Source organism: Pseudogracilibacillus amylolyticus (SeqCode) (genome assembly GCF_051918545.1).
Classification (GTDB): domain Bacteria; phylum Bacillota; class Bacilli; order Bacillales; family Amphibacillaceae; genus Pseudogracilibacillus.
The window spans coordinates 1,574-14,958 of sequence record NZ_JBPPZG010000024.1; the positions used below are offsets into that span (position 1 = coordinate 1,574).

The window sequence follows — 13,385 nt, forward strand, 5'->3', positions numbered from 1 at the left end:
TTATTTGTTGTCCAATTTTGAGGATACCCTACCTCTTTTTTTCGTCTCAAATATTTTACACAAACTATTTTACGTCATCAATTGATGACGTCATTAACATATTCTTTAATATCGAGCCGTAATTTAATGAGGTAGATACAATTTGGAAGCAGAATCAATTAACACATCTTCCAATGTACCATTTGTTTTATTGTCGGGAAAAACATAAACTCCTGCCTTAAATTTATCCCCAACAACATGACCAGGTCCATCAATTTTTGCGAAGCCTTTTACACTACTTAGAGATGCACACAAGTCTCTGCATCTATCATTTGGATCTTGGTTATCCGCATCACAGAAAACGCCTACAGAGTGCAATTTATCCGAGTCCCTATTTTTAATTGACGGTTCAGTCGCCTTACTCAGTTTCTCATATCCATTTGCAGAATAAATAGCGACAGAATGATCTGTTCGTTGATAGAATGTGAGGACAGGCACCCTCATTAACAAATTATCGTTAAATGGGAACTCCTTGGGGATGATTTTTATCCAATAAGGATCAACAGCTTTTTTCTTAAATACTATCTTGAAATCAAAAGTCTCCAGCATTTTGCCAATAGCAGCAACATCATGGGGACCCTCAACAACTAGGAAAGAATATTTCACACCTTCACCTCACATCTTGACCAAAAGTCTGTCGTAATTCGTATAAATCTTCACCTTTGAATTTCTTGGCAATGGTTTGGTTTTCTTTTTGTTCTATTCGGTAAGTCATGAAATGGGATAACGATTCGTCATCTATGGAAATCATCGAATCCAATGCTTCAATACTATGTGTCGTGGCAAATAATTGAATATTGTATGTTAGGCAACTCTCTACAATCCAAGGAAATATTTTTTCAAATAAACCTACATGTACAGCGGTTTCAATTTCATCAATTAACAAGATACCATTCTTTGAGCGAAGAATAGCCTGTGCCATAGTTATGACCCTTCTTATTCCATCTCCAAAACTGGAAAGTGGAGCATACCCTAGTTTCTTGTGCTTTAAATAAGTAACCGGGATTTGACCATCTGGAGATAAAACTTCTACACATGTAATATTTTCATCAAAAGATTGCAATAGACTAATTACATTGTTTTTATCACCGGACATAATAGTATCCGTTAGTGATTTGACCAAAACAGGTAATACACGATGATCGACTGGGGTAACAACATTAGTTTGCAACAAAGGTTCCTTTCTTTTTTCCTGTAAATAACGAAACTTTTCCGTAAGTATAAAGGTTTTGGATCCAGGATGTTCCAATTCTTTCGGTGGGGTTCCATAAACATAGTGCGGTCGATTACAAAACAACTCGACCTCTAATGCTCTTCCTTCTTCATTGTCGGATATAGAATAATTACCAGAAATCTTGTCCTCTTGCAATTGATCTTCATTAAAGTCAACTAAGCTTTTTTCAGAATAACAAGCCTTTGTAACAAAGTGATCATTTCCCAAAAAAGCTGAAGATATTTCTATAGACTCATGTTCAACATCTTCAATACTCACTATTTTCCCTTCCATGTCTTTTACTACTGGAAATAGCCACATGACAGAATCTAACAAAGGTAATGACCGATGCATCATTAAATTTCTATCACGCCCTCTCGCCACATTGAGCAAAGCCCTTAAATCAAGTGGATTACAGTGTAATTCGATTGCCTCCAACATGGATGTTTTTCCCGAGTTATTATTTCCAACAAAGATATTAATTGAAGTTAACTCAGGCAAATTGGCTTTTCTCAATCCTCGAAACCCTTTAATATGTATCTTTTTAAGATGGCTCAATTTTATCCCTCCTTGCTATCAATGTTCTTATTTATTATAAAGATTATACTATCTTTTCAAACATATTACTACTTGTAGAACAAAAACAAGTTATGCAGGTAATTCGTTTAGATGAAGCAAATGAAAAATATTGGGCTAGTATTCCTCATCCCAATAAACGCTACATCATGGGAAATGATAATCTGTTTAAAGAGGGAGAAATTACACATTAATTTAATATTCCGTGGCTGTTATTGTCTATTTACCGTATTTGATTGGCACAAATAAAAAAACAGGCAGTCTCCTTCAACAAGACTGCCTTTACCAAGATCCTACCCTCCCACCTCCAAAACATCCCTAACCACACCCCGATCAACCGCCTTCTCCTCCATCTCAATCATAACCACCACTTCCATCAAAATCCCTCACCGCATCATCCTTCGTATACAACTCATCACCCATCAAACTACACATCGTCTGAACGATGCGCTTCTTCATATCAATTAACGTCAATTTTGAGAGTAAATCGTTCAAAACAATCGATTGCTCATTTCCCTTCCCCATCCTACCGCTCCCTTCAATCTAAATGAACCTCGTTTAAAACAAAGTCTTTACCAACTGCAATGCTTTCCAACAAATGGCCTCCCATCCTTCACTCAGGACAAACAGCAATCTTAACATACTCAGCTTCCGGCCCCGCCAACAACATCTCCTTAGCCTTTTCCAGTCCCACTTCCTTAGAAATCATAAACCCCACCTCAATCCGGTTGGCAGCAATTAAATCCGCGGCTAGTTTAAACTGCTTTGGGGTCGAATCTGAAGTCCCTGTTAGCTTTATTTCGTTATAGTGGATAAGATTTAGATCAAGCGATGCCATGGAATTGCGCCTCGGCATCCCGCCAAAAATATTAATTCTTCCCCTTTTTTTCACCCAATGCAATGCATCCGTTACTACCTCTGGGACGGGTGCAGCGACAATTACCACTGATACACCTAATCCATTGGTAACGAAAAGGATCTCTTCCGTTACATCAACATCTTCCGGAGAAAATACGATATCCGCTCCCACGCGTTTGGCCAATTGTAATCGTTGCTTATTGAAATCAGTAGCGATTACTTTCTTCGCTCCATTTAGTCGTGCCAATTGAATATGAAACAGACCAAGTGCGCCGCAACCAGTTACAAGAACCACATCACCTAGTTTTACTTGTGCATTCTCTTGTCCATTTATCGCACATGAAAGTGGTTCGCTTAATGCCAATTCGCGCATCTTGTCCTTAGCAACTTTGATAACACTGCCAGATCGGATGGATTGCTCTGGTACCTTCATAAATTCAGCGAAACCACCATCATATTCGCAGGCAATCCCTTTCTTATCTAAGCATTGATTTTCAAAACCTTGCAAACACTGCTCACATGCACCACAAGGAACAACCCCACCTATAACAACATGCTCTCCAACCGCAAAATCCTCTTTCCATCTTGCGCCAACTTCTATGATAGATGCTGCCATTTCATGTCCCATCACCCGCGGCAGCACCATCTTATGCCCGGATCCGCCATTGGCAACATTGCGAAAGTCACTTCCACAGATGGTACAAGCATTTATTTTTACCAATAATTCGCCTTCACTAATCTTGGGAATGGGGATATCATCCATTCTCACATCTTTTTCACCATACAACCGTAGCGCCTTCATATGAGCCCCCACCTTATAAAAATAGAATAACTCAGACCCGACAAGTCCAACCATACTGGAACAAGCGGCGAGCGTATTCACACCGGCCGCTTATACCAATCATTTAACCGCTTTACTCACTTCCCTATTAAAATTAGCCATCATTTCATCCCAGGCTACCTCTAAGTTAGTATTCAGATGAAACAAGCCAGATGAGCCAACAATAAACACCTCGGCTCCAGCTTCTTTAAGGACTTTAAATGTCTTCTGATTACAGGAACCATCAATTTCAATTTCAAAAAGATAACCTTTTTCCTTCTTCAATTCACTTGCCGCACGAATCTTGTCCGTCATTTCTTCAATAAACCGTTGCCCCGCAAATCCTGGATCAACCGTCATAATCGTCAACTTATCGATCAAATGTACATACTGCCGTACTGATTCCAGCGATGTTGCTGGATTTAGTACGATTCCCACCCTGCAACCCAACTCTTTGATGTGTTGAATCAGGCGAAATGCATTCCGGTTGATTGCCTCTGCATGAATACAAATACAATCTGCCCCTGCCTCTGCAGTCATATCAATAAACGTGGCTGGGTCCTCGACCATTAAATGCGCATCAATGGGAATAGTCGATACCTTCTTTACCTGTTCAATAAAGAACGGGGACAGCGTTATATTTTTTACATAATGACCGTCCATAATATCAATGTGAAACATATCTGCCCGTTTGTTTAGTACCTCAATCTGTTCGCGAAATTTGGTTAAATCCATACACATTAACGAAGGTGAAAATTTAACGTTCAATTCATCGCACCTCACCTAACTATTTTGTTATTCCAAATTGGCATGATTTTGCTTTAACGCTGCTTCACTTAAACCTTTTTTGTCCATAATCGTATACGCAATAACGTCCCCCATAATATATAAAACCTGTTCAAACAGCGTCGACATTGGTTGAAATGATTGAAACTCATGGGAGTGTCCAAGTTTCGTTTTACCCGGTATCTCCATGACAAAATCAGCCAGAGAAGCTGCTTTGCTTTCCGGATTACAGCCAATATAAATAATCGTCACACCTAGCGTTTTTGCAATTTCTGCTATTTTTACAGGAATGGCACTTTCACCGGAAGAGGATGCCACAATCAGAACATCCCCTTGTGTTACTGCCCCTTCTGTTTCGCTGCCAACATAATTAATATCGATAGCAAGATGCCGCAACCGTTTGACCCAGGCTTTCAGGGAAATTTGCACACGACCGACACCAACAACTAACACCCGGTTGGCACGAGTAATCATATCGGCAGCCACATTAATATCGTCTTTTCTTATCCGACTGCAAACAGCGTCGATTTCAGCTATGATCTCTTTCGTATATACCATGAACAGTCACCCTTTATAAATGGCTTTGCATATCGTAATGTCCCGATGGTAAATCTGATCAAATAATTGCTTTAAAGAATCCAAATCACTTCTGTGCGTGATTAAATCCTGGACCTGCAATCGCTTGTTATCCAGCATATCCACAGTATATCGCCATTCATTGATGGGCAGGTTCAAATAATAAGAATTCCAAACACCTTTTAGCGTAATCTCTTTTCGTAAAATATTACTGTGATTATCAAGCTTGACTGTCGTATCTCGATGTGGATTACCCAACAAAACAATCGTGCCAAACGTACGGATACATTCAATCGCTGTATTGATTCCATTTGAGCTTCCAGTTCCTTCAATCACAACATCCGCACCCTGCCCGTTTGTCACTTTCTTAACGACCTTTTGACAATCCTCTTTTTGGGAGTTGACAACCGTAAATCCTCTTTCCCTGGCAAAATTCACTTTCTCATCGGAAATCTCCACTAATATCACACGCTTAGCACCAAAATGCTCTGCCCATCTTGCGGTCAGAATCCCAATTGGACCAGCTCCCAAAATCACCACTGTGTCCCCTGCCGTTAAACCACTTTTTCGAATGGCGTGTTGGGCAACTGTTGCTGGCTCCACAACTGCCAATTCTTCACTTGATACCTGGGGGTTATTAGAAAATATCAGATGCCATTTCGATGGGACTAAACAGTATTCAGCAAAGCCTCCATCATTCCTGGAACCTAGATAATTATAATTACTGCATTGCGCATAGTTACCGGTTTCACAGAATTCACATTCACCACATGGAATTAATGGAAAAATAGCACACGTTTTTCCGATAAGTTCTTGATCCTTTTCACTTCCAACCTCAACAACTGTCCCAGAAAATTCATGCCCAAGTGTCACGGGATAAACCCTTGTACCTAATTCATAGACACGCGGGATATCAGAACCACAAATACCACAGGCCTCTACTTTAACTAATATCTCATCTCCCTTGGGAACAGGCTTTTTTACTTCATCAAGGGTAAACTCATCTATTGCATGTAGCCGCATTGCCTTCATCGTTGATTACTCCTTTATATCCGATTGTTATACCAGGTCCTTCACTTCCACAATCTTCTCTGCAGGGATGATCTGGATTTTCACATCAATACCCCGATCGATAAAATCCTTTAAAACCCTACGTTCCTCCTTAGTAGCCGAAATATTTTTAAACAACTTTTTCCGACCGGCACTCATCCCCATTCCACCGATATTAATAGCAGGGATCTTAACACCGGCATCAATCATTGATTTCAGGGTGATCGGGGTTTTTACTAATATAATAGTTGAAACGGATAGACCACCTTTTAATAAGTCAATTGCTTTTTCCTCACTATAAACTTCCACCTTTACCCCGCTTGGTGCAGCCATTTCCAGCACACTAATCATAAATTCATCTTTTACAACCTTATTATCGATAATGATGATCCGCTTAGCAGGCAACGTCTTCATCCATGCTGTCATGACTTGTCCGTGTATGAGCCGATCATCTATTCTAACTAATAATAAATTTTCCATTAACCCGCTCCCCCTTCTATTCAGCCATGCTATTGCTGCCCGTTATCATTTTGATAGATTCTAGTCCACCAGATTTAGCAAGCTCTGCAAGTTCAGTGACAGATTCTGCCTTATCCCTTTCCAGCAACACTTGTAAAAGCATCGGCATATTCATTCCGGTAACGATTTGAACATTTAATTCCCTACTTAACAGGGCGATTTGATTAAATGGGGTTCCGCCCAATATATCTACTAGCACCAATACGCCATCATCCGCATCCAATGTTTTAACAGCCGCTTGTATACGCTTGCCAAATACGTCTGGTTCCTCACCTTCGCGTAAAGCAACAGCCTTAGTATTCGCCAGTGGACCTGCTATCATAGCCGTACTCGTCATTATCTCTTCGCAAAAAGGCCCATGACTTAAGAGTAAGATTCCAATCATTTATATCCCCTTCCTTCTACATTGTCTTTCATTAGTAACAGGCTTTAAAAACTTTTCACTGGGAAGGCCATTCTATGATTCTGTCGGTGCCAGGATTCCCAATAAGGAAGCACCCACACCAACAACAAAAATAATCGCGATAATGTATGTTGGATTCATCTTATTTCCAACGAGTTTCCAAATAAGCAATGTTGTGAGTAACGGTAATAACCCGGGTAACAGTGAATCAAGAACAGATTGCAGATCGAAATCAACCTCGCCGACTTTAAACGAAACCGGTGTCATAATTCCTACCCTGGTTGCGGCCATATTACCGACAACCATAAGACCAATAATGCTGAATACCTCGGTAATCCTGTTGAGTGTACCCGCTTTCAAAAACTTCACAATCGAACTTTTTCCTTGTTTGTACCCCATCATGTACATGCTGTAGCCCATGGATAGCATGATAACTTTATATAGCACTTCAAATAAAATGGGTCCTAGTACATTCCCGGCAATCGCTAAACTACAGGCAATCCCGGCTAATATCGGATAGACAATCCCTTGTGAAATCGTATCACCAATCCCTGCCATCGGCCCCATCAAACCGGTTCTTACAGAATTAATATCCTCTTCCTCGATCGTTTCCCCTCTTGCTTTCTGCTCTTCCATCGAGGCGGTAATTCCATGAATAACGGTACCGAAATAGGAAGGCTCCGTATTAAAAAACACCATATATTTTTTGAGAGCTGCTGCTTGTTCTTCCTTGGTTTTATACAGCCGTTTCACAATCGGGATCATGGCATTCGTTGTTCCCAGTGCTTGCAGCCGTTCATAGTTATAAGCTGTTTCACTTGAGTACCCCAAAAACCAATGTTTCACTAAATCGGACTTCTTTAGTTTTATTTCTTCAGCTGGATCAAGCTGTTCCTGTTTAAGCGTATCCATGATTTACGCCTCCCCTTCAGCCTTTTTGTTTTCATTGGAGAACAGATAAATTAATACTCCAATCACCGCAGCAAATATGGTTGTTGCCATAATATCTAACTCCAAATAAATCGTGGCAAAAAACCCAATGATGAAAAAGCCAACCAATTTCTTCTTCCCTAGATAATTCAATAGCATCGCAATCCCTAGTGCCGGCATTAAGGCACCTACCACTGTTAAGGCATCGGTTACAGAAGCTGGTAATGCATCCAACATTCTTCTTGCAAAACCACCGCCAAAGTAAACAAGAATGAAAGCGGGAACACCATACAAAATGAGACTTAAAATACCAGAGGGTACATAGTTCATAAGCGTGACACCCTTGATATTGCCTTGTTCCAAGTACCTATCAGCCCGGTGAACCCAAAAGCTATTGATAGTCATATATGCTTGATTAATAAAAATTCCCAACAAGCTAAACGGAACGGCAAAGGTTGGCGCCAAAGCCGGATCTGCCCCTGAAATCAAGGTAAGGGCTGTACCAAATACACCCGCAGCCATCAGATTTCCCGGCATCGTCCCACCCGCTGTAATCCATCCAAGATAGGTAAGTTGTATATAAGCTGCGGCTTGCATCCCTTCAATTGGCTGACCCATTGCAAGTGCTACCAAAAATCCTACCCAAATCGGATAAAGCCAGGTTCTTGTAATTGTGTGACTTACCCACCATTGGCTTAGTGTGGAAATGATTGCAACTAGAATTGCGGAAATTAACATGAGATCCCCCCCTTGTAAATGTGATTTTGTTAACTAAAATACCTAGCTATTCTGACTGATTGAAAAAAGGCTTGAGATCAGTCATAACACACTTTTTTATCGCTATTTAAAAGGCCTCCTTCCTCTCCTGGTACGTAATTAGGTACCACATTTAAAAATATTATATGGTATGTTTTCCGTAAAGTCAAACTATTTTTAGTAACCTAGGTGAATTATGGAAAAATATGTTGTCGTAAAGATAAAAGAGCTTTTAACCAAAAATAATATATCCTTAAGAGAGCTTTCTCGATTAACAGATATCCGACATGCCGCACTCAGCGAATTAGCAAACCATAAGCGTCAGAATATAAATTTCAGCCATATTGAAAGGATCGCGGAAGCACTTCATATAGATGATATTAGGGAGATTATTGATTTGGTGGATAGGGATTAACTAAATACTAATACATTAATATTAGGTTTCAATGGTATTTCAAAAAATAATCGCTTCAATTTTATAACTTTAAGCAATACCAATTGGTGGGGTTTATTTGACTCTTACATCATTAATTTGCAGTATCTGCTAATTGATAAAATTGTTATGTACTTAGACGACCACCTGCAAAGCAGGTGGTCGTCTAGGTATTTAATTGTTCATAAATATCACCGTAATATTCTTTATCTTGCAGTTTTAACATTTTTAATGGTCTTAACATGCTCTTTTCATTTTATTTGGATGGAGCAAAAGTAGCACATTACAAGCTTTTCTTTATGCTTCATGATTATCATTTCGATAACCTTTTTTCACATTGTCCTCTCTTTCCTTTTTCAATACATTTGCAATTGGTAACAGTGTGCCTATTATAACCCATATTTCCGCTACAAATAGTAAGGTGATTATAAATCCATAACTTGCACGATATAGCGGAATTAATTGCACCGATGGAGTTATAAATAAAACAAGAAGGGGTGTAATGAATTTTATCAATACAGTCAACAAAAAAACTATAGTTGTGATAACTAACAAGGGGATAAACTTTAGGGCTAATTTACTTCGTGGAGTTAATTCATTACTGGGATTTTTATTTAAAAGGGTGGTTGGGTCTAGAACTGCGACCCAAACTCCCAATATTGCAAACAATATAGTAGATACCTGTATTAAGTCTGGCAGTATTGTTACTTGCATTTGTATTCGAACATTTCGCATCACACCAAAAGCAAATATAAAAGAAATAAGACCTACAACATAAAGCATAATTTTTTTCATTTTCCTGCTCTCCTAACAGTATCATATATACGGTTTTTTGATAAACTCCAAACCTGTTTAAGCTGGTCATTTGTCCATAAGACAGCATTTTGTAATTCTGGTGTTATTTCCAATTCCTGCTTTCCTCTTGCGCGGTCGAACCAGTATATGGTTGAGTTTCCCTTAAATGTTACACCCAGTTCATAACCATTTTTCTCATCGTTTACTTTTGCTTCCCATTGTCTGATAACTTCTTCTAAATCTTCTTTACTTGGTGTCCAGTCCATTTGCGTCCTATATTTTATTTGATCTTTTAAATTGTTTTCTTCCCTATTGGACAGACCAATAAATTTAAGAGCAGCATCCAATAGCGTTTTGTCTTGTGGCATTTCTAAATCTAATTTTGATTTAACCGTTAACTTACGAATTTCATTACATTTTTGTCTAATATAATTAATAAACCCTGGCAGGCGTAATTCTTTTGTATGAAATTTACAATAAAGTTGCGGATTCGGTGTATTATCCCCAGCTCTCCATCCACTGATTTCTTTTTCAACGCTATTAACCTCTTCCTTTTTTTGTTCATAAACTACATATTGGCTATGTAATTTCATGTAATGCTCCAAATATTTTTTTGCCTGTGTAATCCCTGAACTACGAAATCCTTTCATATTGTCAGGAACAAGCGAAACTATTAAAGATTTGTTAGGAACAATCCATAAGTACGTTGGCCATCCTGGTATGGATTCTTCTGGCATTTCAGTTGTACTAGCCTTTACGTTACCAACCCTACTTTTTATGGGTATTGAAGGCACCCCATCCTCATGTTGTGGTATTTCATTCCAAAGAATAATACCAAAATCATCATTTTCACCTCTAAAGGCTTCCAAACATAAAACACGACGCACATTAGCTTCGGCATCTTCAAATGTAGAAGTACCAACTACATTAGGCCTATTATTAACCCAATTAACAAAAAGAGGAAGCATGTCTTTTATTGCGCCAAACTCTGGATTCTTCCCTCCTCTTTTGTAAAATCCGCATTTCTCTATAGTATATGGATAAATAATCATTAATGTTCTCCCCTTATTCGACCGAACTAGAACTAACGTTTCCATTGTATATATTGTATACATTAAATTAAATATGGTCAATGAAATAATTTTATTGACCATTAGTTTACTGGCACAATGAAAAGCGATTTATTTTATCTTCAATAACGTCAGATCGGATTACCTCAACTTATAAATCAAGGGATCTACCGGTCCCAATTTCACTTTACACTATAATACCCCACATACCACTCCGCAAATTTTCGCAATCCTTCTTCAATCGAAGTCTCCGGCTTAAACCCAACAGCCTCCTGTAACAATTCCGTCGAAGCATAAGTCGCCGGCACATCCCCAGGCTTAATCGGTTCAAACACCTTCTCAAACTCAACTTCTCTACCCAACGCACTATTCAATGCCTTTTCCAACGCATGAATAAATACCATCAACTTCTCCGGACTGTTGTTCCCAATGTTAAACACCTTATGTGGAACATCATCCACAGGTGGCAAACCGATAAGCCGGACAACTCCCTCGATAATATCATCAATATAAGTAAAATCTCGATATAGGTCATTTTTAAAATCGCCATTGTTAAATATCTTGATTGGCTCACCGGCAAAGTATTTATCCGTAAATCCAAAATAGGCCATATCTGGACGACCCATCGGACCATATACTGTGAAAAAGCGCAAACCAGTTGCTGGAATGTTATACAGATGGCTATACGTATGTGCCATCAATTCATTCGATTTCTTTGTAGATGCATAAAGGGATACTGGATTGTCCACAAAATCAGATTCTTCAAATGGAACCTTCTTATTCGCTCCATACACAGAACTTGATGATGCGTACACTAAATGATCTACTGGGTTATGCCGGCATGCTTCAAGAATATTATAAAACCCGATAATGTTGCTTTGAATATATACATCTGGATTTTCGATTGAATACCGGACTCCAGCTTGGGCAGCTAAGTTTACAACAACGTTTGGTTTATATTGTTCAAAGGTATTCATTACCATTTCCTTATCCGAGATATCACCTTTTATAAACCTAAAATTCTCATAAGGTTTCAATTGCTCCAAACGGGTATATTTAAGGTTTACATCATAGTAATCATTGATGTTATCAATACCAACAACCGTGCAACCTTGTTCAAGCAGTCTTTTAGATAAATAATAACCAATAAAACCTGCAGCACCGGTAATCAAGTATACTTTATTAGGATCTAACGGCTTGTAATCCACTGCTATTCGTCTCCTTCAAACTTTCCCTTGTTACTGCTTTCCGTCCGACAGAGTGATATTCCACACCTGCCTGTTCCATATCTTCTACATCATAAATATTTCGGCCATCATAGACTAAAGGAGTACGCATCAACTTTTTATAGGTTTCTGGTGCTACTGCCTTCACTTCTCCCCATTCCGTAAAGATGAAGCAGACATTGGCACCTTCCAAAGCTTGCTCGATATTGGAAACATACGTGATTGTTCCATTGCCATTTCGGCCTTCTGGATGGACTTTAGCAAAGTTATTGGCACCTACTGGATCAAAGGCATAAATATCTGCCCCTTGTTCTAATAATAATGGAACATTCTCCAGAGATGGTGCTTCTCTTAAATCATCGGTACCTGGCTTAAATGCTAGGCCTAATACAGCTACCTTCAACCCGTTAAAAGTGATGAGTCGCTTGCTGGCTTTTTTATATAACATGGTCTTTTGTTCCTTGTTGATGTCAATGGCAGCCTTAACCGTTTTAAGTTCATAATTATTTTGTCTGGCAATGTACTCCAATGCCTTTGTATCTTTAGGAAAACACGAACCGCCGAAACCTATTCCAGCATTCAAGAATTTGCTACCAATCCGTTCGTCAAAGCTCATACCCTTTGCCACATCTTGAATGTCTGCACCAACCCGTTCACAGAGGTTTGCGATATCGTTCATGTAGGAGATTTTTAGCGCCAGGAAGTCATTGGATGCATACTTAATCATTTCCGCGGATCTTCTATTTACAGAAACTATTGGTAAATGGAATGGCTCATAAATATCCATCAGCATTTTTTCTGCCCATTTGCTTTCCGTGCCAATGATGATTCTTTCCGCATGTAATGTATCATGTACAGCTGATCCTTGAGCTAAGAATTCCGGATTGGATGCTACTTCTACGTTTACATCGTTTACTAGGAAGTCATGAATAAACTGATCCACTTTATCATTGGTTCCAACTGGTACGGTGGACTTCACAACGACCAGACAGTCCTTTTCAATGGATTCGGCAATCTGTCTAGCAACGGTTGCGATATATGATAGATTAGCTGACCCATCCGGTTGTTCCGGCGTACCGACACCAATAAAAACAGCATCTGCATTTTTGTAAGCTGATTCATAATCCGTTGTATAATCAATTCTTCCTGCAGCATAATTCTTCTGCATTAACTCTTCCAAATCGGTTTCATAGATTGGAGAGATTCCTTGTTTCATTGTATTAACTTTATTTTCATCTATATCTACGCAGGTGACTTGGTGGCCCATTTCAGCAAAACATACGCCTGCTACCAGACCAACGTAACCTGTTCCTGCTACTGCTATATTGTGCATGG

16 protein-coding genes are annotated in these 13,385 nt (G+C 39.2%); 1 reads left to right on the forward strand and 15 read right to left on the reverse strand.

Annotated elements, in window-relative coordinates:
• Nucleotides 1–123 precede the first annotated feature (123 nt).
• From ACPYKA_RS04555 to ACPYKA_RS04605, 11 genes are all read right to left on the reverse strand, one after another.
• Entirely contained in the window at nucleotides 124–645 is a 522-nt protein-coding gene (locus tag ACPYKA_RS04555) for a DUF3226 domain-containing protein (RefSeq protein ID WP_479541199.1), read from the reverse strand.
• A 4-nt stretch (nucleotides 646–649) separates the two neighbouring features.
• The gene (locus ACPYKA_RS04560) at nucleotides 650–1,810 is read right to left on the reverse strand and encodes an AAA family ATPase (protein WP_479541200.1); all 1,161 of its coding nucleotides are present in this window, start codon (nucleotides 1,808–1,810) and stop codon (nucleotides 650–652) included.
• 372 nt (nucleotides 1,811–2,182) lie between these two features.
• The gene (locus tag ACPYKA_RS04565) at nucleotides 2,183–2,353 is read right to left on the reverse strand and encodes a hypothetical protein (protein ID WP_479541201.1); all 171 of its coding nucleotides are present in this window, start codon (nucleotides 2,351–2,353) and stop codon (nucleotides 2,183–2,185) included.
• 88 nt (nucleotides 2,354–2,441) lie between these two features.
• Entirely contained in the window at nucleotides 2,442–3,488 is a 1,047-nt protein-coding gene (locus tag ACPYKA_RS04570; protein ID WP_479541202.1) for a zinc-binding dehydrogenase, read from the reverse strand.
• A 99-nt stretch (nucleotides 3,489–3,587) separates the two neighbouring features.
• Nucleotides 3,588–4,274: a D-allulose 6-phosphate 3-epimerase gene (gene alsE / locus ACPYKA_RS04575; protein ID WP_479541203.1), complete on the reverse strand. Its 687-nt coding sequence runs from the start codon at nucleotides 4,272–4,274 to the stop codon at nucleotides 3,588–3,590.
• Nucleotides 4,275–4,301: 27 nt separating this feature from the next.
• Nucleotides 4,302–4,850, reverse strand: coding sequence for an SIS domain-containing protein (locus tag ACPYKA_RS04580; RefSeq protein ID WP_479541204.1), 549 nt, complete (start codon nucleotides 4,848–4,850; stop codon nucleotides 4,302–4,304).
• A gap of 6 nt (nucleotides 4,851–4,856) precedes the next feature.
• Nucleotides 4,857–5,900: a galactitol-1-phosphate 5-dehydrogenase gene (locus ACPYKA_RS04585; RefSeq protein WP_479541205.1), complete on the reverse strand. Its 1,044-nt coding sequence runs from the start codon at nucleotides 5,898–5,900 to the stop codon at nucleotides 4,857–4,859.
• A gap of 27 nt (nucleotides 5,901–5,927) precedes the next feature.
• A complete protein-coding gene (locus ACPYKA_RS04590) occupies nucleotides 5,928–6,398 on the reverse strand; it encodes a PTS sugar transporter subunit IIB (RefSeq protein ID WP_479541206.1) in 471 nt (156 codons plus the stop codon).
• Nucleotides 6,399–6,414: 16 nt separating this feature from the next.
• Entirely contained in the window at nucleotides 6,415–6,822 is a 408-nt protein-coding gene (locus tag ACPYKA_RS04595) for a PTS sugar transporter subunit IIA (RefSeq protein ID WP_479541207.1), read from the reverse strand.
• A 72-nt stretch (nucleotides 6,823–6,894) separates the two neighbouring features.
• Nucleotides 6,895–7,752: a PTS system mannose/fructose/sorbose family transporter subunit IID gene (locus ACPYKA_RS04600; RefSeq protein WP_479541208.1), complete on the reverse strand. Its 858-nt coding sequence runs from the start codon at nucleotides 7,750–7,752 to the stop codon at nucleotides 6,895–6,897.
• Nucleotides 7,753–7,755: 3 nt separating this feature from the next.
• Complete coding sequence (locus tag ACPYKA_RS04605; protein WP_479541209.1) at nucleotides 7,756–8,508, reverse strand: PTS mannose/fructose/sorbose/N-acetylgalactosamine transporter subunit IIC; 753 nt, start codon at nucleotides 8,506–8,508, stop codon at nucleotides 7,756–7,758.
• Nucleotides 8,509–8,722: 214 nt separating this feature from the next.
• Here ACPYKA_RS04605 and ACPYKA_RS04610 point away from each other — a divergent pair, with 214 nt between their 5' ends.
• On the forward strand, nucleotides 8,723–8,941 hold the full coding sequence (locus ACPYKA_RS04610; RefSeq protein WP_479541210.1) for a helix-turn-helix domain-containing protein: 219 nt from the start codon (nucleotides 8,723–8,725) through the stop codon (nucleotides 8,939–8,941).
• A gap of 315 nt (nucleotides 8,942–9,256) precedes the next feature.
• On the opposite strand, the gene ACPYKA_RS04615 is transcribed toward ACPYKA_RS04610, so the two are convergent.
• The 4 genes from ACPYKA_RS04615 to ACPYKA_RS04630 all read right to left on the reverse strand — a co-directional run bounded on the left by ACPYKA_RS04615 (nucleotide 9,257) and on the right by ACPYKA_RS04630 (nucleotide 13,383).
• Nucleotides 9,257–9,754, reverse strand: a complete 498-nt coding sequence (locus ACPYKA_RS04615; RefSeq protein WP_479541211.1) for a hypothetical protein — start codon at nucleotides 9,752–9,754, stop codon at nucleotides 9,257–9,259.
• A complete protein-coding gene (locus tag ACPYKA_RS04620) occupies nucleotides 9,751–10,806 on the reverse strand; it encodes a hypothetical protein (RefSeq protein ID WP_479541212.1) in 1,056 nt (351 codons plus the stop codon). Before ACPYKA_RS04620 ends, ACPYKA_RS04615 begins: the two co-directional genes overlap by 4 nt.
• Nucleotides 10,807–11,006: 200 nt before the next feature.
• Nucleotides 11,007–12,032, reverse strand: coding sequence for an SDR family NAD(P)-dependent oxidoreductase (locus ACPYKA_RS04625; RefSeq protein WP_479541213.1), 1,026 nt, complete (start codon nucleotides 12,030–12,032; stop codon nucleotides 11,007–11,009).
• Nucleotides 12,007–13,383, reverse strand: coding sequence for a UDP-glucose dehydrogenase family protein (locus ACPYKA_RS04630; RefSeq protein ID WP_479541214.1), 1,377 nt, complete (start codon nucleotides 13,381–13,383; stop codon nucleotides 12,007–12,009). Before ACPYKA_RS04630 ends, ACPYKA_RS04625 begins: the two co-directional genes overlap by 26 nt.
• Nucleotides 13,384–13,385 lie beyond the last annotated feature (2 nt).

Coding starts and splice junctions, on each gene's coding strand:
- ACPYKA_RS04565 (WP_479541201.1), bottom strand. CDS start 2,353: ATGGGGAAGGGAAATGAGCAATCGATTGTTTTGAACGATTTACTCTCA.
- ACPYKA_RS04570 (WP_479541202.1), bottom strand. CDS start 3,488: ATGAAGGCGCTACGGTTGTATGGTGAAAAAGATGTGAGAATGGATGAT.
- ACPYKA_RS04580 (WP_479541204.1), bottom strand. CDS start 4,850: ATGGTATATACGAAAGAGATCATAGCTGAAATCGACGCTGTTTGCAGT.
- ACPYKA_RS04585 (WP_479541205.1), bottom strand. CDS start 5,900: ATGAAGGCAATGCGGCTACATGCAATAGATGAGTTTACCCTTGATGAA.
- ACPYKA_RS04590 (WP_479541206.1), bottom strand. CDS start 6,398: ATGGAAAATTTATTATTAGTTAGAATAGATGATCGGCTCATACACGGA.
- ACPYKA_RS04595 (WP_479541207.1), bottom strand. CDS start 6,822: ATGATTGGAATCTTACTCTTAAGTCATGGGCCTTTTTGCGAAGAGATA.
- ACPYKA_RS04600 (WP_479541208.1), bottom strand. CDS start 7,752: ATGGATACGCTTAAACAGGAACAGCTTGATCCAGCTGAAGAAATAAAA.
- ACPYKA_RS04605 (WP_479541209.1), bottom strand. CDS start 8,508: ATGTTAATTTCCGCAATTCTAGTTGCAATCATTTCCACACTAAGCCAA.
- ACPYKA_RS04610 (WP_479541210.1), top strand. CDS start 8,723: ATGGAAAAATATGTTGTCGTAAAGATAAAAGAGCTTTTAACCAAAAAT.
- ACPYKA_RS04615 (WP_479541211.1), bottom strand. CDS start 9,754: ATGAAAAAAATTATGCTTTATGTTGTAGGTCTTATTTCTTTTATATTT.
- ACPYKA_RS04620 (WP_479541212.1), bottom strand. CDS start 10,806: ATGATTATTTATCCATATACTATAGAGAAATGCGGATTTTACAAAAGA.
- ACPYKA_RS04630 (WP_479541214.1), bottom strand. CDS start 13,383: ATGCACAATATAGCAGTAGCAGGAACAGGTTACGTTGGTCTGGTAGCA.